At 74.3% G+C, this 16,689-nt stretch carries 17 protein-coding genes; 12 read left to right on the forward strand and 5 right to left on the reverse strand.

Annotated elements, in window-relative coordinates:
- Positions 1 to 38 precede the first annotated feature (38 nt).
- The gene (locus B1759_RS16025; RefSeq protein WP_095516092.1) at positions 39 to 425 is read right to left on the reverse strand and encodes a hypothetical protein; all 387 of its coding nucleotides are present in this window, start codon (positions 423 to 425) and stop codon (positions 39 to 41) included.
- Positions 426 to 483: 58 nt separating this feature from the next.
- Positions 484 to 1,470 (reverse strand): DUF2231 domain-containing protein, encoded by a 987-nt coding sequence (locus B1759_RS16030; RefSeq protein WP_095516093.1) that lies wholly within the window; start codon positions 1,468 to 1,470, stop codon positions 484 to 486.
- Positions 1,471 to 1,691: 221 nt separating this feature from the next.
- Here B1759_RS16030 and B1759_RS16035 point away from each other — a divergent pair, with 221 nt between their 5' ends.
- Both B1759_RS16035 and B1759_RS16040 read left to right on the forward strand, forming a co-directional pair.
- Positions 1,692 to 2,435 carry a response regulator transcription factor gene (locus B1759_RS16035; protein ID WP_198948956.1) on the forward strand — a complete coding sequence of 248 codons (744 nt, stop codon included), beginning with the start codon at positions 1,692 to 1,694 and terminating at the stop codon, positions 2,433 to 2,435.
- A gap of 23 nt (positions 2,436 to 2,458) precedes the next feature.
- Positions 2,459 to 3,895 carry a cell wall metabolism sensor histidine kinase WalK gene (locus tag B1759_RS16040; RefSeq protein WP_095516095.1) on the forward strand — a complete coding sequence of 479 codons (1,437 nt, stop codon included), beginning with the start codon at positions 2,459 to 2,461 and terminating at the stop codon, positions 3,893 to 3,895.
- Positions 3,896 to 3,937: 42 nt separating this feature from the next.
- On the opposite strand, the gene B1759_RS16045 is transcribed toward B1759_RS16040, so the two are convergent.
- Positions 3,938 to 4,972, reverse strand: a complete 1,035-nt coding sequence (locus B1759_RS16045; protein WP_095516096.1) for a class I SAM-dependent methyltransferase — start codon at positions 4,970 to 4,972, stop codon at positions 3,938 to 3,940.
- Positions 4,973 to 5,220: 248 nt separating this feature from the next.
- Between B1759_RS16045 and B1759_RS16050 the strand changes: the two genes are divergently transcribed.
- Genes B1759_RS16050 through B1759_RS16060 form a run of 3 tightly spaced genes read left to right on the forward strand, consistent with a single transcriptional unit; the run spans position 5,221 to position 7,764 of the window.
- A complete protein-coding gene (locus tag B1759_RS16050; protein WP_095516097.1) occupies positions 5,221 to 5,850 on the forward strand; it encodes a LexA family transcriptional regulator in 630 nt (209 codons plus the stop codon).
- Between the two features lie 55 nt (positions 5,851 to 5,905).
- Complete coding sequence (locus B1759_RS16055) at positions 5,906 to 6,535, forward strand: ECF-type sigma factor (RefSeq protein WP_095516098.1); 630 nt, start codon at positions 5,906 to 5,908, stop codon at positions 6,533 to 6,535.
- On the forward strand, positions 6,532 to 7,764 hold the full coding sequence (locus tag B1759_RS16060; RefSeq protein WP_095516099.1) for a serine/threonine-protein kinase: 1,233 nt from the start codon (positions 6,532 to 6,534) through the stop codon (positions 7,762 to 7,764). The genes B1759_RS16055 and B1759_RS16060 overlap by 4 nt, the downstream gene beginning before the upstream one ends.
- Here B1759_RS16060 and B1759_RS16065 read toward each other — a convergent pair.
- The gene (locus B1759_RS16065; RefSeq protein WP_095516100.1) at positions 7,761 to 8,186 is read right to left on the reverse strand and encodes a hypothetical protein; all 426 of its coding nucleotides are present in this window, start codon (positions 8,184 to 8,186) and stop codon (positions 7,761 to 7,763) included. The genes B1759_RS16060 and B1759_RS16065 overlap by 4 nt on opposite strands.
- A gap of 37 nt (positions 8,187 to 8,223) precedes the next feature.
- Positions 8,224 to 9,009, reverse strand: a complete 786-nt coding sequence (locus B1759_RS16070) for a ParA family protein (protein ID WP_095516101.1) — start codon at positions 9,007 to 9,009, stop codon at positions 8,224 to 8,226.
- Between the two features lie 222 nt (positions 9,010 to 9,231).
- On the opposite strand from B1759_RS16070, the gene B1759_RS16075 reads away from it, so the two are divergent.
- The 7 genes from B1759_RS16075 (at position 9,232) to B1759_RS16105 (ending at position 16,625) form a co-directional block, all read left to right on the forward strand.
- On the forward strand, positions 9,232 to 9,759 hold the full coding sequence (locus B1759_RS16075; RefSeq protein ID WP_158225310.1) for a S26 family signal peptidase: 528 nt from the start codon (positions 9,232 to 9,234) through the stop codon (positions 9,757 to 9,759).
- Between the two features lie 179 nt (positions 9,760 to 9,938).
- Complete coding sequence (gene trbB, locus B1759_RS16080) at positions 9,939 to 10,958, forward strand: P-type conjugative transfer ATPase TrbB (protein ID WP_198948958.1); 1,020 nt, start codon at positions 9,939 to 9,941, stop codon at positions 10,956 to 10,958.
- A gap of 153 nt (positions 10,959 to 11,111) precedes the next feature.
- Entirely contained in the window at positions 11,112 to 11,447 is a 336-nt protein-coding gene (locus B1759_RS16085) for a TrbC/VirB2 family protein (protein WP_095516103.1), read from the forward strand.
- Entirely contained in the window at positions 11,444 to 11,800 is a 357-nt protein-coding gene (locus B1759_RS19835) for a VirB3 family type IV secretion system protein (RefSeq protein ID WP_095516104.1), read from the forward strand. The genes B1759_RS16085 and B1759_RS19835 overlap by 4 nt, the downstream gene beginning before the upstream one ends.
- 34 nt (positions 11,801 to 11,834) lie before the next feature.
- Positions 11,835 to 14,441, forward strand: coding sequence for a hypothetical protein (locus tag B1759_RS16095; RefSeq protein WP_095516105.1), 2,607 nt, complete (start codon positions 11,835 to 11,837; stop codon positions 14,439 to 14,441).
- Between the two features lie 88 nt (positions 14,442 to 14,529).
- Positions 14,530 to 15,765 (forward strand): ATP-binding protein, encoded by a 1,236-nt coding sequence (locus B1759_RS16100; RefSeq protein ID WP_095516106.1) that lies wholly within the window; start codon positions 14,530 to 14,532, stop codon positions 15,763 to 15,765.
- A 77-nt stretch (positions 15,766 to 15,842) separates the two neighbouring features.
- Positions 15,843 to 16,625, forward strand: coding sequence for a type IV secretion system protein (locus tag B1759_RS16105; RefSeq protein WP_095516107.1), 783 nt, complete (start codon positions 15,843 to 15,845; stop codon positions 16,623 to 16,625).
- The last annotated feature ends 64 nt before the right edge of the window (positions 16,626 to 16,689 follow it).

The following is a 16,689-nucleotide window of genomic DNA, read 5'->3' on the forward strand; positions in this document are numbered from 1 at the left end:
GCGTTAAGGTGGGCCGCTAAGAGTCCGCGAAGGGTCGGCTAGCCGTCGTGGTCGGCCGGGTGGCCGCCGTCGCCGTGGTCCATCGGCATCCCGTCCATGTCGTGGTCCATGGGCATGTCGCCACCCATCATCGTCCCGTCGTCCATGGAGTGCTCCCCGTCGGGGTGGGCGTCGGAGGCGGGGGGCGCCGGGGCGGGGGGCGCCGCCGGAGCCGGCCGGACCGGCTCGCCTGCGACGGCCTCGTCTACGGCTACGGAGGGCGCGGCCTCGCCGGCCGGGTCCGAGAGCGGGTCGGCGTCGCCGAGGCCGTCGATGGCCGAGGGCTCGGGGGCCGCGTCGAGGACGATGGGGTCGGGGTCCTCCGAGGCGCAGGCGGCGAGGGCGAGCGGGAGGGCGAGGGCAGCTGTGAGGAGGCGGGGGCGCATGGGGGTGGAGGCAGGGGGGCAGGAACGCCCCGGGGTACAGGGGCAAGGCGAAACGTAGCTACTCGACGGGCGTGGCCGAGAGCGCGAGGACGCGGACGGCGCCCTGGCCGTCGAGGCGGAGCCCGACCCGGCCGGGCGGGGCGGCGTCGGCGTGGGGGTGCGTGAGCTGCTCGCCGCCGAGGTAGCCCCGGAAGTGGGTGCCAACGGCGTAGGCTCGGATCTCGGCGGGGCCGTCGAGCGGCGCGGTCCCGCTGTCCATCGTGGTCTCGTCGCCGCTCTCGACGCGGCCCTGGCGGAGGGTCACGGCGCCAGAGGCCGTGCGGTCGAGGGCGAGGAAGTCGTAGGTCTGGCCGTCCTGGAGGTGGTGGACGAGAGAGGCGGTGCCGGTGAAGCCGGAGAGGTCGAGCGTGGCCCGAGCTTCGAGGTCGCCGAGGGTGTCCGGCAGGACGGCGAGCGTCGGCTGGCCGGGCGTGACGGTAAAGACGGAGCCCTCGGCGGGGGCGCCCGCGAGCACGTCGAGGCGGGCTGCGACCGAGGTGTCGGGCGGTGCGCTGGACGGATCCCTCGTGTCCATGCCGTCGTGGTCGCCAGAGGCCGCGGCGACGGCGACGCCGTACTCGTAGACGAGCCGCCCCCCGCGCTCGGCGGTCTGCTGGACGAGCAGGAGGCCCGCCAGCCCGAGGAGCGCGAGCGGGAGGTGGACGGCGAGGCTGACCTCGCGCTTCCAGTACAGCACGGCCACGCGCAGGGCGGCGTAGAGGCTGGCGAACCACACGAGGTAGAGCGCCCAGTCGGCGTGGGCGTTCAGCGTCGTGAGCGCCCGGACGGGGAGGTCGACCTCGTCGGAGGCGTCGCGCCCGGTGAAGAAGGCGGCGACCGTGCCCAGCGCGCCGAGGGCGTAGAGCCCGACGGCGGAGGTGCGGACCCAGGGGTGTCGGTCGCGGACGACGAGCGCGACGGCGTCGACGAGCGCTCCGACGAAGAGGAGCGCGATGGGGAAGTGGACGACGAGGGGGTGGACGTTGGGCGCCCAGTCGGGGAGCATGGGGTCAGCGATGGAGGCCGAGGTGCCGGACCGAGGGTGGCGCGAGGGCGCGCCCGACGGCGACGGTGGCCGTGAGGAGCGCGGCGAACCAGAGGGCGACGAGGAGGGTCATGGGATCAGAGTCTGCGGGATGAGGAAACGGCGGGGCGGCTGAGATGGGGCTTTGCGGGACCTGAAAAGGCGTTAAGGTGCCGGTCTCCGCTGTTATCCGTCGGTATCCCATGTCCCCTGACCTCCCCTTCCCCGGCGCGCCCATGTGGATCCTGCTCATCGAAGACGAGGCCCGCCTGGCGGGCTCCATCCGCCGTGGGCTGGAGGAGGAGGGCTACCGCGTGGACGTGGCGAGCGACGCCGAGGCGGGCGAGGAGCGGGCGCTGGAGAACGCCTACGACGCCTTCGTGGTGGACTGGCGGCTACCGCGGGGCGACGGGAAGACGCTTGTCGAGCGCATCCGAGCCGCGGGCAAGGACCAGCCGGTCCTGATGCTGACGGCGCTCTCGGACGTCGAGCACCGCGTGGCCGGGCTCGACGCCGGAGCCGACGACTACCTCCCGAAGCCGTTCGCCTTCGAGGAGCTGGTGGCGCGCCTGCGAGCGCTGCTCCGCCGGCCGCCGCTCTCGGACCAGGAGCGGACGGTGACCGTGGGTCCGCTGACGCTGGACGGCGAGCGCCGGAAGGTGACGATGGTCGGCCCGAAGGGCGAGGCGGTCCTGAACCTCCGCCCGAAGGAGTACGCGATGCTGGAGGTGTTCATGCGGAGCGCCGACGCGGTTCTCTCGCGGACCGTCCTCGCCGAGCGCGTCTGGGGCGACGCGCTGTTCGTGACCGACAACGCGCTCGACGTGACGGTCAGCGGGCTCCGCCAGCGGCTCGCAGATGCCGAGAAAGCCTCGGGCGCCGAGGGCGCCCCGACCATCGAGACGATCCGCGGCGTGGGCTACCGGCTCGCGCCTGACGCGGAGTAGGCGCGGCGTCGCGTTCTTGGACCATGGCCCGACTCTCCACGCTCCCGATCTCGGCCCGGCTCGCGCTGTGGTACGCGCTGACGTTGCTCCTGCTCTTGAGCGCGTTCGCCGTGTTCTGCTACGTCGGCTTCCACGCCGCAGCGCACCGGAGCTTCGACCGCCACCTCGATCATGAGATGGGCGTCGTCGCGCCGCTCGTACGTGTGGGACCGGACGGGGCCGACGCGGGCGCGCTGGAGCGGACGCCGGCGGCGGTCCGGCTGGACGGGCCGGACGGGACGTACGTCCGCCTCCTCTCGCCCGGGGGCGACGTGCTGTACCAGTCGCCGAACGTCGCGGGCCACCCCCCGCTCGGCGTGACGCTGCCCGAGGGGCGCGGGGCGCTCCGCCTCAGCCGGGAGTGGGACGGCGAGCCCGCGCGGTCGCTCGTCCAGCCCGTCGTTTCCGACGGGGGTCTGGCGGGCTACGTCGAGGTGACGGGGTTCGAGTGGAGCCGCCACGCCGAACTCGACGAGTTGGGCCGGATGCTCGTCCTGGGCGTGGCATTGAGCGTGCTGTTCGCGCTAGGGGCCGGGTGGTGGCTCGCGCGCCGGTCGCTCCGGCCGGTCGCCGTGCTGACGGAGGCTGCGGGGCGGATGGCGGCCGACGGGGGGCGGCTGGGCGGACGGCTACCGTCGGACTTCGAGACGCGAGACGAGCTGACGGACCTGGCGGAGACGTTCAACGGGCTGCTGGGGCGGCTGGAGGCCTCGGTCGAGCGCGAGCGGCGGTTCACGTCGAACGCGGCGCACGAGCTGCTCACGCCGCTCGCGACGCTCCGGAGCGAGGCCGAGGTCGCGCTCCGGCGCGAGCGCGAGCCGGAGGCGTACCGCGAGACACTGGGGCGCGTGGTGGAGGACGTGGCCGAGATGACGGGGACGGTCCAGGGCCTCTTGCAGCTCGCGCGGGCGGAGTCGCTCGCGCGGCCCTCCGACGCGCGGCTCGACTTCGGCGAGCTGGTGACGCAGCGGGTAGAGCGGGTACGGGCGGAGGCCACCTCGCGGGGGATCACCCTCGCGGCGGACGTGGAGGCGGGCGTCCGGCTGGCGGCCGAGGCGGCGCCCTTGGCGGAGGTCGTGGACAACCTCATGGGCAACGCCGTGAAGTACACGCCGGAGGGCGGGCACGTTGCGGTCACGCTCGGGCACGGCGCGGACGGTGGGACGTGTAGCGGGACGGCGCGGTTGGAGGTGCGGGACACTGGGCCTGGGTTCGACGAGGCCACGTGCGAGCGGCTGTTCGACCGGTTCTTCCGGGCCGACACGCCCGAGGTCCAGGCCGAGCCGGGGAGCGGGCTCGGGCTCGCCATCGTCAAGGCCATCGTCGAGGGGTACGGCGGCTCCGTCGGGTGCGCCAGCCCCGGTCCGGGTCGTGGGGCGACGTTCTGGGCGGAGCTGCCGTGCCTCGGAGATCACAGATAACCAAGGGGAGGTGGCCGCCCGTCCCCGTCCGGCGCTGACCTCTCACCCCACCGATACTCGGACGGGCGCGAGGACGCCGATGGCGTCTGCGACGCTCTCGGCGGTGGCCTCCACGCGCGCCCTGCCGCCGCCGGACGATGTTTCCGACACCCGGTCCACGACGAGCAGCCGCGTGCGTACAGAGGTCCCGCACGGGCGGTAGACGGCCCCGGCGACCTCGACGTCGGCCCGGAGCCGGAACGGGTCGGCGTCGACGGCCCGGAAGAACGCCCGGTGGGTCGCCTTTCCGCGTTGAACGGCAGCGCTGAGGACGGCGACGAGGCGCCCGCCCGCGTCGAGCCGACGGAGGGCCTGGAGCACGTGGTCGGTCCCGACCGTCGGGACGCGGCGTCGGCCGAGCCGCCCGGCCGTCTGGGAGAAGGGCGGGTTCATGAGCACGACGTCGGCTCGGACGTCCGGGGGAAGGATGGCGTCGAGGTGGTCGGCGTTCTCGCGCGTGAGGGCCCGGGCCGGGTCCTGCCCGGACTCGCGGAGCAACGCCGCCAGCAGGTCCGCCCGGCGGTCCGAGAGCTCGTTGGCGTGGAGGGCCGCGCCAGAGGCCAGGGCGAACGTGCAGAGCGCGCCGGTCCCGGCCGAGGGCTCCAGCACATGGTGCCCTGCGCGCGAATCCGCGCGCACCCCCACCCCGCTCACCCAGGCGCAGAGCCCCGCGTAGGCGGCGGGCGTCGAGAACTGCTGGTAGTCGTTCTGCTCCGCCGTGCGGCGCGTCTGGCTGGGCAGGAGCGTTGAGAGCCGCTCGACCTCGGCGAGCGCGTCGCAGGCGCCAGAGGCCTCTGGCGGGAGCCGCCCGACGGTACGGAGCAGGTGGAGGTGGAGGCCGAGCTCGGCGGCGTCGTAGGCGTCGCGGGGCGTGAAGGCGCCCTCGGCGAGCGCGCCGCCGTAGGCGTCGGAGGCCAGCGCGAACAGGTCGCCAGAGGCCAACGGCTCCGAGTCCTGGACGCGGTCCTGGACCTCGCGGGCCAGGCGGACGGCCGCGCGGGTCGTGCCCGTTGTGTGGGTGGAGGGTCGGGTGGTCATGGGCTTGGGAGTCCGGTTGGGGTGCCGACTGTGCGTCACCGGGGGTCGCGCGGTCGGCACCCCTGGCGGAGCAGGGAGCCGGAACCGCCCCCGTCTTGCACCTGCCCTCTCCCCATCTGTTTGTCCTGGACTTACAGCGCCGCCGACGTACCACGGACCGACCCGAATCGCCGAATTTGTATCCTGTGGGACCCGAGTTATCACCCAGAGGTGTAAACTGACGACAGCCCCGTCACACGCGACCGCCCGTGCTCTACCCCCGCCAAGCCCAGCTCCTCGGCCTCATCCGAGACGCCGTCCGCCGCGGTGGCGGGGCGCCGAACGGACGCGAGCTCGCGCGGCGGATGGGGCTCAAGGGCGTCTCGGCCGTCTACGCCCACCTCCGCAAGCTCGAGGCCGCCGGGCTCGTCCGGCTCACGTCGGGCGGCCGGGGCGTCCCGCTCGAGATCGAGCTGACCGAGGAGGGCGAGCGGCACGGCCGCGCGCGCCCCTGGCCCCGCCTCGGCACGATCCCCGCCGGCCCCATCACCGACGTGTCCCAGCAGGCCGACGAGTTCGTCGCCACGCTCCCCGACCTTGTCCCCCAGATGCGGCCGGGCGACTACCTCCTCGACGTCGAGGGGTACTCGATGCAGGGGGCCGGCATCGTCCCCGGCATGACGCTCGTGATGCGGCCCGACGTCACGCCGACCGAGACCGACGTGTGCTCGGTCTACGTCGAGGGCGAGGGGAACACGCTCAAGCACGTCGTCTGCGACGGGTCGTACGTCCGGCTCGTGGCCGCCAACCCCGAGTTCGCCGAGCAGCGCGTGCCCGCCCGCGCGGTCCGCGTCCAGGGCGTCGCCATCGCCGCGTTCTCCGTCCACTCGTTCCGCTAGCTGCCCTGACCGGCCGCGCTGGCGGTTTCCGTCCACCGTCCCCCACCACCCCTCGATGATCGCCACGTCCCCCCTCCCCGTCCGTTCCCGGACGCTCCGCACCGAGGCCGACGCCCAGCGCGCCGTCTACGCCGACCTCCGCATGATCGCCCGGAGGCTCCGCTCGCGCGAGAGCCCGGGGATGACGCTCGCCACGACGGGCCTCGTCCACGAGGCGTACCTCGCGCTCCAGCGCGGGTCGGCCCGCGAGGCCAGCGACATCGCCCGGGGCGCGGGCGTCCCCCTCGGGCTCTACGCCCGGGCCATGCGGAACGTGCTGGTGAGCGCGGCCCGGAAGCGGGGCGCCGACAAGCGCGGGGGCGGGGTCCGGGCTCTCCAGCTCCACGACCACGACGTCCGCGCCGGTGCGGACCCGACCGGCGTCGAGGGGTGGGCGCACCTCGCCGTCGACCTCGACCGGGCGATGGACCGGCTCCAGCGCGCCGGGGAGCGGCTCCACCGCGTCGTCGAGCTCAAGTTCTTCGCCGGGCTCGAGATCACCGAGATCGCGGCGGTCACGGGCACGAGCCCGGCGACCGTCAAGCGCGACTGGGAGAAGGCCCGCGCGCTGCTCTACGCCTACGTCGCGGAGGGGGAGCCGTCCGAGCCGGTGCAGCCAGAGAGCGTCCGCTCCCAAGCGCCATGAGCCCGCTCCCCGCCTCCAGCCCGGACGGTGGGGAGGCCACCGGCGGGCACCCGACGAACGGCGCGACGCACCCCCCAGGCGCCGCTCTGCGCGCGCGACTGCGGGAAGCCCAGAGGGGGGACCCGGCGTTCGCGGCGGTCCGCGCCGACGGGGTCCTCCTCGACCTCCTGCTCGACGCCGGGCCATCGGGTCGCGCCCACGTCGTCGCTCTCGTCCGCGAGCACGCGTCGGAGTACGCCGAACGGGCCGAGACGCTGGCCCTCGCCGTCGGGGCCGCGCCAGAGGCCGGCTTCCTCACGCGCCCCGCCGCCGAGACGTTCGCGGCGCACGTCGCCGACCCCGCCCTCGCACCAGGGGATACCATCGGGGAGTACCGGGTGGTCCATGAGATCGGGCGCGGGGGGATGGGCGTCGTCTACCTCGCCGAGCGCCCCGACGTGGGGCTCCGCGCCGCGCTCAAGGTGCTCGCCGGCCCCGTCGCGAGCGACGACGCCCCCGACCCCGACTTCGCGCGGTTCTGTGAGGAGCGGAGGCACCTCGCGCGCTTCGCCCACCCGGGCGTGGCCCGGCTCTACGACGCCGGCCGCACCGACGACGGGCGGCCGTTCTTCGCGATGGAGCACGTCGAGGGCGAGCCGGTCACGGCCTACGCCGACCGCCGTCGCCTCGGGCTCCGCGATCGGGCCGAGCTGTTCCTCCAGCTCTGCGACGCCGTCCGACACGTCCACGGGCGGGGGGTCGTCCACGGCGACGTGAAGCCCGACAACGTGCTCGTGGCCGACGACGACGACGGACGCCCCGTCGCGAAGCTGCTCGACTTCGGGGTGGCGGCGCGATGGCGGGGTGGCCGAGACGCGCCGGCCCCTCCCCTGCCCCACCGGCCGTTCACCTACGCCTACACCGCCCCGGAGCTCGTGGCCGGGGGCGCTCCTACGCCCACGTCCGACGTGTACGCGCTCGGCGTCGTGCTCCGCGACCTTCTCGCCGGTGCTCTCGCGTCGCGGGACGGACTCCGTTCGCGGCTCGAAGCGCTCGCCCGGCGGGCTGCGAGCCCCGACGTCGGGCGGCGACCGGCGACGGCCGTGGACCTCCTGGCCGAGGTCCGCGCCGCACTCCGCGTCGAGACGCCGCGCCGGGCGGAGGCCCTCGCCCGTCCGACCCTGTTCGCGCTCGTGGCCGCGTCGGCGCTCGCTGCGGCCGTGGTCGCCCGCGCGGTGGGCCGGAGCTAGCGACCGCGGCGGTTCCCGAAGTGGCGGGCCTCGAGGGCGAACCCCCCTCCCCTGCTCCGCTCGGCCTCCTCGATGTGGCGCTGGAGCGCCTCCTGGACGAAGTCGTTCTGGCTCGCGCCGCCCTCCTCGGCCGCCGCGCGGACCTTCGCGCGCATCCACGCCGGGACGTTCCAGTTGCCCTGGACCGTCCGCTCGTAGGCGTCGTCGCCGGGGGCGGGCGCCTCGGGGCGCTGGACCGGCTTGGCCGGGCCGACGCCCGGGGCCTTCGCGGTGCGTTTCCGCTTGGCCTTGGGCTCCGGGCTCTCCGTCTCGGCGGACGGCGCCTCTACGGGCGGGGTGGCCGCGCCGAAGGCGCCATCGAAGGCGGTCCCCTCGGTCGTGGCCGGGCCGATGTTGAGGCGGGGTTTGCGGGACTTCGCCATGGGTACTAGGATCTAGATGCTAGGGGCTAGGCTCGGATCAGACGATCCGGGGCGACGGGCGGGCCTCGATCTCGTCCGCCAGCGCGGCGTAGTCCTGCGCGGCCGTGGACGAGCGGTCGTAGAACGGGAGCGGGACGCGGGCCATCTCGGACTCCCGCACGCGGACGGTCTCGCGGATATAGGTCTTGAGCCCCCCCTCCCCGTCCGGCCCCGTCGCTTGCTGGGCCACGTACTCGGCGAGGTCGAGGTCGTGGTGGCTCGACACGTTGACGCGGGTCGCGAAGGCGCCCGAGACCGGCGTCGTCCCGAACCGCTTCGAGAGCTCGACGACGTCGACGAGCCCGTCGAGCGCGCCGCGTCCGGAGGCCACGGGGACGTAGACCTCGTCGGCCGATGCGAGCGTGGCCGTCACGAGCGCCGACGCCTGCGGGGGCGAGTCGATGACGACGAAGTCGTAGTCGGCCTCGACGGCGTCGAGCAGCGCCACGAGCCGGTTGGCGAGCCGCGCGACGGCCTGGCCCTCGAACTGGACGAGCTGGCGGCTGGCCGGGACGAGGTGGAGGGCGCCCCCGTTCTCGGCGAGCGCGTCGTCCCAGAGCCCCTCGGGCCGGAGCACGGCGGCCTCGGCCTCGACCTCGCCCTTGAGGTACCGGGCCGCCGCGTGGGACGGGTCGAGCCCGGCCGACTTCGTGAGCGTGGCCTGGGGGTCGAGGTCGACGAGGAGGACGCGGCGGCCCCGGCGGGCCAGCTCGGCGCCGACGGCGAGCGAGGAGGTCGTCTTGGACGAGCCGCCCTTGAGGTTGCTGAAGGCGATGACGCGCACGGCGGGGAAGGGGGGAGAGTCTAGCGCCTAGATACTACCGACTAGCCCCTACTGTCGAGAGGCTAGGTTCTAGACTCTAGTTCGTGGTTCGCCCCGAATGAGCTCCCGGCGTGTCTAAGCGCGCTACCCAGTCGCAATCGGATGTCTAGAACCTAGATGCCAGGACAGCAAGACGCTCCCCAGGGGCCCGTCCGTTCCACAGAGAGGCGGTCCCCCGGGCGGTTGGGCATCCGACTCGTCGCGGCGTCAGCCGTCGCGTTCGGTGCGGTGGCGGTGGCCGCCGGTCTCGGGGTCCGCGTCAACACGACGCCGAGCCTGCCGCGCGGCCTCTACCTCGCGGGACCGTTGGACGCCGGCGGGGTGGAGAGGGGGGAGCTCGTCTCGGCGTGCCCCGACACGGCCGCCATCCGCCGCCTCGGGCGGTACTGGACGAACGGACGGTGCCCCGGCGGCGAGGGCCGCCCGGAGGGCGTGCGGCCCCTGGCGAAGCCCGTCGCGGGAGTCCCGGGCGACACCATCCGCGTCGACAGCTCGGGCGTCTGGGTCGGGGGGAGGCCCCTCCCGTCCAGCGCGCCGCTCTTCCGGGACCGCGCGGGCCGGCCCGTCCGTCCCGCGCTCGGGGTCCACGTCCTCGGCCGGGGGGAGTACTGGCTCCACTCCGGCCGCGTCGCGACGTCGATCGACTCCCGGTACGTCGGCCCCGTCCGTGTCGTCCTGGAGCGCGTGCGCCCGCTGTGGACGGAGGATTAGCGGTGTACGACGCCGAGCGGGCCGCTCTAGCCCATAGACTCTAGACCCTAGCTCCGACCATGAGCCGTGGCGTCCCGTGAGCGCGCTTTCCTCGTCGGACCCGCCCGTGCCGCTCTCCGAACGAGGTGACAGCCCGGTGCTCGCGGCGGAGTGCGGGTCCCCACCTTCCGAGCCGACCCGTGACCCCGACGCCCGCCCCGGCAGCCCCGACGACCGCCCCAGGGAGCGGGGCGGACGGTGGCCGCGAGGTCCGCTACCGCGAGCTCATGGAGCGGTACCTCGGCCCCCGCGTCGTCGAGGCGTTCGCCGACGACGACGTGACCGAGGTGTACGTCAACGGCGACGGGCGCCTCCGGCTCGACACCCACTCGCGCGGCAAGGTGCTCGCGGGCGTCCGGCTCCGCGCGGCCCGCGTCGAGCAGTTCCTCCACGCCGTCGCCGCCTTCCACGGCGACGCGCTCCATGGGGGCACGCCGTCCGTCCAGGCCGAGCTCCCCGTCGAGACGTTCGGGGGCGCCCGGCTCCAGGGGTTCCTCTCGCCGCTCGCGGAGGCGTCGTGCTTCGTGATCCGGAAGCGGGCCTCGCGCGTGTTCGACCTCGACAGCTACGTCGAGACCGGCGTGATGACGGCGCGGCAGCGGGCCGCGCTCGGCGACGCCGTCCGGGACCACGAGAACGTCCTCGTCTGCGGTGGGACCGGGTCGGGCAAGACGACGCTCTGCAACGCGCTCCTGAAGGAGATGACCGACCAGTTCCCCGAGGAGAGGATCGTCGTCCTTGAGGACACGGGCGAGCTCCAGTGCGCGGCCGACGACCACCTCCAGCTCCGGACGTCCGACGGCACCGGCAGAGGTGCCGGTGTCTCGCTCGCCGACCTCGTGCGGCACACGCTCCGCTGCACGCCCGACCGGATCGTCGTCGGCGAGGTCCGCGACGAGGCCGCGCTCCACCTGCTCGACGCCTGGGCGACGGGGCACCCCGGCGGGTGCGCGACGCTCCACGCCACGACGGCGCTCGGCGCGCTCCACCGGCTGGGGCGGCTCGCGCAGCGGGCGAACGTGCCGCCCCAGCACGAGCTGGTCGCCGAGGCCGTCGGGGTCGTCCTCGTGATCCAGGGCGGCAACCAGGGCCGCCGCGTGACCGAGCTCGTCCGCGTCGAGGGCCAGCACGCCGGGACGTACGAGCTGGCGCCCGTCTGAGGCGCACGGCCTCCGGCGCCCTGAGCGTCCCTCTCACGCTCGCTTCCGGTCTCGTGAGCCTCGGACACCGCCCAGCGCGCTCTCGCGCAGTAGGCGGCCCCCCAGAGCCTCTGGCGAGCCGCCGCGTCACTCACTCCAGGCCACCGCTCCGCCATGCACCGCCTTCAGTCCACTGCCCACCGCCGCGTCCTCGTCGGCCGCGCGCTCGCGCTCCTCGCCCTCGCCGCCGTCCTCGCCGACCCCGCCGCGGCCTCGGGCGGCGCGGCCATGCCGTGGGACGGACCGCTCCAGACCATCGCCGACGCCCTCACCGGCAACACGATCCGGCTCGTGGCCGTGATCGCGCTCGCCGCCGGCGGCATCGTCTGGGCGTTCACCAAGAACGAGGAGGGCGTCAAGCGGATCGGCCAGGCCGTGCTCGGCCTCGGCGTCGCCATCGGGGCCGCCTCGTTCGCGGCCACGCTCGGCATTTCGGGCTCGACGTTTTGAGCGCTGGCCGCAGCAGGGGAGGGGAGGGGCCGCCGGGGACGCTCCCCGAGCGGCCCGTCCACCAGTCGCTCGTCCGGACGCCGCGCTACGCCGGCGTGGACCGGAGCTTCCTCGTCCTCGAGGTCACGCTCGTCGTGTGCCTCGGCTACCTCATGGGGCTCTCGTGGTCCACGGCCTTGGTCGTGCTCGTGACCGTCGGCGTGGTCCACCCGCTCATGGTCCGGCTCTCTGCCGACGACGACCTCCTCCCGCACCTCGTCGTCCGCACGCTCGCGCAGGCCGACGCCTACGACCCGCTCCCAATGGTCGGCGCGGCGGGCCGCAAGCCAAACCCGTCCGTCCAGACGCCGTAATGGTGTCTACCCCCTAGTGTCTAGACCCTAGAACATGAGCCTGATCGCCGCCGCCGCTGGCCTCGCCGCCGGGACGCTCGGGGCCGCCGGTCTCGGTCGGCTCCGCGAGTACCGCGCCCGACCCCGCGCGCTCTCCGACCTCCTCGGCTGGGGGTTCCTGGTGGGGGAGGGGGTCGTGCTGATGAAGGACGGCTCGTTCCTGGCCGCCTACCGCGTCCGCGGCCGCGACCTCGCCTCCTCGACCGCGGGGGAGGTCGCAGCACTCGCGGGCCACGTCGGCGCTGCGCTCGCGGCCTACGGCGACGGGTGGATGGTCCACGCCGACGCCGTCCGCCGCGAGGCCGTCGGCTACGCGCCGCCCGAGCGCTGCCACTTCCCCGACCCCGTGAGCGCGCTCCTCGACGAGACGCGCCGCGCGCGGTACACGGCGACCGCCGAGCACTACGAGACCGAGGCCGTCCTCTCGCTCACCTACACGCCGCCGCCCGGCCTGGTGGGGCGGCTCCAGAAGGCCGTCGTCGCGGGCCGTGGCGAGGGCGCCGGCATCGACTGGGACCTGCTCCTCGGCCAGTTCGAGCGGGAGGCGCGCGGGCTCCGCGACCGGCTCTCGTCGGCCATGAAGGTCGAGCGGCTCGGGAGCGCGGACCTGCTCCGCCACCTCCACGAGAGCCTGACGGGGCTTCCCCACGCCGTCGGCGTGCCGGGCCACGGGGCCTACCTCGACTACGCGCTCGCCGACCAGCCGTTCGTCGGCGGGTTCGAGCCGCGCGTGGGCGCGAAGCACGTCCGCGTCGTGGCCGTCCAGGGCTACCCGAACGCGACGCGCCCCGGCCTCGCCGACCCGCTCACGCGGCTGCCGTTCCCGTACCGCTGGTCGGTCCGGTTCCTCCCGTTCTCGCCCGCGACGGCGACGAAGGTGATCGGGAAGGCCCAGCTCGGGTGGTTCCAGAAACGGCGCGGCGCGGGCGACTGGGTCCGCGACATGGCCTCGAAGGAGAAGCGCCAGGAGACCGAGATGGACCTCGCCTTCCAGGACGCCAACGCGAGCCAGATGGTGCTCGACGCCGGGGCCGCGCGGGCCTCGAACACGGGCGGCGAGCTCCGCTTCGGGCACCTCACGGCCTGCGCCGTCGTGATGGCGGACGACGCCCGCTCGGCGAACGAGCGCGCCGCTTCGCTCCTCAAGGCCGTCCGCGACCTCGGGTTCACGGGCCGCGTCGAGGACGTGAACGCCGTCGACGCCTTCCTCGGGAGCCTCCCAGGCCACGGCCACGCCAACCTCCGCCGCCCCGTTCTGTCGACGGACAACCTCGTCGACGTGCTCCCGCTCACGGCGCCCTGGGGCGGACACCGCGAGGTCCCGAGCGGGCTCTTCCCGCCGCACTCGCCCCCTCTCCTGTGGGCCAAGACCGACGGCTCGACGCCGTTCCGGCTCTGCCTCCACGAGGGCGACGTCGGCCACACGCTCGTCGTCGGCGCGACGGGCGCGGGCAAGTCGGTGCTCGTCGGGCTCCTGCTCGCGCAGTGGCGTCGCTACGACGGGGCGCGGACGGTCACGTTCGACGTCGGCTACAGCCACTACGTCTCGGGCCGCGCGATGGGCGCGGCGCACTATGACCTCGCCGGACCGCTGGCGGCGGGGGGGCCCGTCGAGATGCAGCCGCTCCGCGACGTGGACCGGCCCGAGGTGCGGACGTGGGCGGTCGACTGGGTCGAGTCGCTCGTCGAGCTCCAGGGCGAGCGGTTGTCGCCCGACGAGCGGGGCCGCTTGGCGCACGCCGTCTGCCTGCTGGCGGAGAGCCCGCCTGAGGACCGGACGCTGACGGCGCTCCTGGTCGGGCTGGGGTCCGAGCGGCTGAGGGCGCTCGTGCGGCCCTACACGCTGGAGGGGCCGTACGGCCAGCTCTTCGACGCCGACTGCGACTCGTTCGGGTCCGCCAGCGGACCCGGCGGGCAGGGTGGGGGAGAGGTCCGGCACCAGGTCGTCGAACTCTCGCACCTCGTCGGGATGTCCGACCGCGTGCTGGTGCCTGCGCTGACGTACCTGTTCCGCCGCGTCGAGGAGGGCCTGAACGGTTCGCCGACGCTCATCGTGATCGAGGAGGCCTGGGCGGCCCTCATGCACGGCCGCTTCGCCGACCGACTCCGCCAGTGGCTCCTGACCCTCCGCAAGCGGAACGCGGCCGTCGTCGTCGTGGCCCACAGCCCCGCCCAGTTCCGCGACCCCGGCGTCAAGGGCGCGCAGCTCCTCGTCGAGAGCTGCCCGACGCGGATCTTCCTCCCGAACCCCGACGCCGCCGAGCCCGACACGGCCGCGCTCTACCGCTGGCTGGGGCTGAACGAGGCCGAGGTCGCCCGGCTCGCGAGGGCGCGGAAGAAGCGGGACTACTACGTCCGCTCGCCGTCGGGGGCGCGGACGTTCGACCTGGCGCTGGGGCCGCTGGAGATGGCCTTTCTCGGCACGCTCCCCGGCCGCTCGGCCGACGAGACCGTCCGGGAGGCCGCGCGGCTGGCGGAGGCCGAGGGCGAGCGGTGGCCGGCCACGTGGCTCCGGCTCTGCGGACTCGAGGTCGAGGCCGACGCGCTCGCATCCTCGCTCCGGGGCGAGGGTTCCGACGTGCCCCCTCAGAGCTTGCCGTAGGCTACCGCGGGCGGCGGACGAGGGCGAGTGCTGAGCAATCCACCGCTGGGCGGTGGAAAATCAACCATCCACTGGTGGATATTCCACCATGATCCAGCGCAACGTCACCCCCCAGGTCCGGGCCGCCCTCGCCGACACGCCCGTCGTCCTCCTCAACGGCGCCCGCCAGACGGGCAAGAGCACGCTCGCGCGCGCCCTCGCACAGGACGCCTTCCCAGGTGGCCCGGCCACCTACGTCACCCTCGACGACGCAACCGTTCTAGCCGCGGCGACCGAGGACCCCGACGGCTACGTCCGGGGGCTCAGTGGCCCCGTCATCCTCGACGAGGTCCAGCGAGCGCCGGACCTGTTCCGCGCCGTCAAGGCCGAGGTCGACCGCGACCGACGCCCGGGACGGTTCCTTCTCACGGGGTCAGCGGACGTGATGCTCCTCCCGGTCGCGTCCGAGTCGCTCGCGGGCCGGATGGAGATCGTCACGCTCTGGCCACTCTCGCAAGGCGAGATGGAGGGACGGGACGAGCGGTTCGTCGACGCCGTGTTCTCGGACGCGCTCCCGCCCGCGCCCACGGGCGTCGGCGACTCGGTGTGGACCCGTCTCGTGCGGGGCGGCTACCCCGAGGCGACCGAGCGCGACGCCCCCGAGCGGCGGGAGCGGTGGTTCGAGTCGTACGTCACGACGATCCTCCAGCGCGACGTCCGGGACCTGGCTCGGATCGAGGGGCTCTCCGAGATGCCGCGCCTGCTCGCCCTCGTGGCCGCCCGGACGGCCACGCTCTTGAACGCCGCCGAGCTCTCGCGCTCGTCGGGCCTCCCGGCCACGACGCTCAAGCGCTACCTCACGCTCTTGCAGGCCACGTTCCTCGTCCGCGAGCTCCCGGCGTGGTCCACGAACCTATCGAAACGGCTCGTCAAGTCGCCCAAGCTGCTCGTCGTCGACTCCGGGCTTGCGGCGCACCTGACGGGGTTCGAGGCGCCCGGCGACGGGGCCGTGGACCTCCCGGGGTTCCTGCTGGAGACGTTCGTCGTCGGCGAGCTCGCCAAGCAGGCCGGGTGGAACAGCCGCCACGTCTCGCTCCACCACTACCGGACTCAGAGGGGCCGGGAGGTCGACGTCGTCCTGGAGGACCGGGCGGGCCGCGTCGTCGGCGTCGAGGTCAAGTCGGCCGGGTCGGTATCGGGCCGGGACTTCCGGGGGCTCGAGTCGCTCCGCGAGGAGCGGCCGGAAGCGTTCCAGCGGGGCGTCGTGCTCTACACCGGGTCCGACGTGGTCCCGTTCGGCGACGGCCTCGCCGCCGTCCCGATGTCGGCGCTCTGGGAATGGTAGGAGGGGAGGGGTGAGCCGCCAGAGGCTCGGACCGCGCTCTCGGGGTGACGCCCTTTCCACGAGACGCCCCCAGCCACATGCTCCGGCTCAGCCTCCCCCTCCGCATCGCCCGCATCCGCACCGCGCGGTCCCCCCGCTTCCGCCTGCCGCGCTCGTTCGGTCTCGCGGCGCTCCTGGCCTTGGTCGCCTTCGCGCCCACGCAGGAAGCGAAGGCGCAGTGGGCCGTGATCGACCCGGCCCACATCGCGAAGTCGATCTACAACGGGCGCCAGATCCTCCAGCAGCTCCGGGCGCAGCGCGACCAGCTCGTCGCCTTCCGCGAGAACGTCCGCAAGCTCCGGAGCTACAACGTCCGCGACGTGGGCGGGCTCATCGACCAGTTCGACCGGACGATCGTCTCGGGCGGCCAGCTCGCCTACACCTCGGCCGACCTCGCGCGGGAATTCGACGAGACCTACCGCTCGTTCGACGTGAACGACCCCGCGGGCGAGGCCCGGCGCGTGCTGGAGGACCGGCTCTCGGGCTCGCTCAACACGCTCCGGGCACTCCGCGAGCACGCGACCCAGCTCCAGACGTCGCGGCGTGACCTCCAGGGGTTCCAGTCCCAGATCCGCGCGGCCACGACGGCCCAGCAGATCGCCGAGCTCCAGGGGACCGTCCAGGCGTACCAGGCGCAGGAGACCCAGATGCTCCGGCAGGTCGTGATGCTCCAGGCCGACCAGGCGGCGCAGTCCGACGCTCGCGAGGCGGCCGTCCGGGCCTACGCCCGCGAGGTCGGTCGGGCGCAGTCGGCGCGGAGCCGGGACTACGCGCGCCGGATGGGCGGGCGGGACTACGGGAGCCGCCCAGTCATCGACTGATCGCCCCGGGTCCGGTGACGGGAGGGCCGTCACCGCTGGCGTCTAGCGTCGGCGGCGGTGGCCC

This window comes from Rubrivirga sp. SAORIC476, assembly GCF_002283555.1.
Classification (GTDB): Bacteria; Bacteroidota; Rhodothermia; order Rhodothermales; family Rubricoccaceae; genus Rubrivirga.

Coding starts and splice junctions, on each gene's coding strand:
- B1759_RS16025 (WP_095516092.1), bottom strand. CDS start 425: ATGCGCCCCCGCCTCCTCACAGCTGCCCTCGCCCTCCCGCTCGCCCTC.
- B1759_RS16030 (WP_095516093.1), bottom strand. CDS start 1,470: ATGCTCCCCGACTGGGCGCCCAACGTCCACCCCCTCGTCGTCCACTTC.
- B1759_RS16035 (WP_198948956.1), top strand. CDS start 1,692: ATGTCCCCTGACCTCCCCTTCCCCGGCGCGCCCATGTGGATCCTGCTC.
- B1759_RS16040 (WP_095516095.1), top strand. CDS start 2,459: ATGGCCCGACTCTCCACGCTCCCGATCTCGGCCCGGCTCGCGCTGTGG.
- B1759_RS16045 (WP_095516096.1), bottom strand. CDS start 4,972: ATGACCACCCGACCCTCCACCCACACAACGGGCACGACCCGCGCGGCC.
- B1759_RS16055 (WP_095516098.1), top strand. CDS start 5,906: ATGATCGCCACGTCCCCCCTCCCCGTCCGTTCCCGGACGCTCCGCACC.
- B1759_RS16060 (WP_095516099.1), top strand. CDS start 6,532: ATGAGCCCGCTCCCCGCCTCCAGCCCGGACGGTGGGGAGGCCACCGGC.
- B1759_RS16065 (WP_095516100.1), bottom strand. CDS start 8,186: ATGGCGAAGTCCCGCAAACCCCGCCTCAACATCGGCCCGGCCACGACC.
- B1759_RS16085 (WP_095516103.1), top strand. CDS start 11,112: ATGCACCGCCTTCAGTCCACTGCCCACCGCCGCGTCCTCGTCGGCCGC.
- B1759_RS16095 (WP_095516105.1), top strand. CDS start 11,835: ATGAGCCTGATCGCCGCCGCCGCTGGCCTCGCCGCCGGGACGCTCGGG.
- B1759_RS16100 (WP_095516106.1), top strand. CDS start 14,530: ATGATCCAGCGCAACGTCACCCCCCAGGTCCGGGCCGCCCTCGCCGAC.
- B1759_RS16105 (WP_095516107.1), top strand. CDS start 15,843: ATGCTCCGGCTCAGCCTCCCCCTCCGCATCGCCCGCATCCGCACCGCG.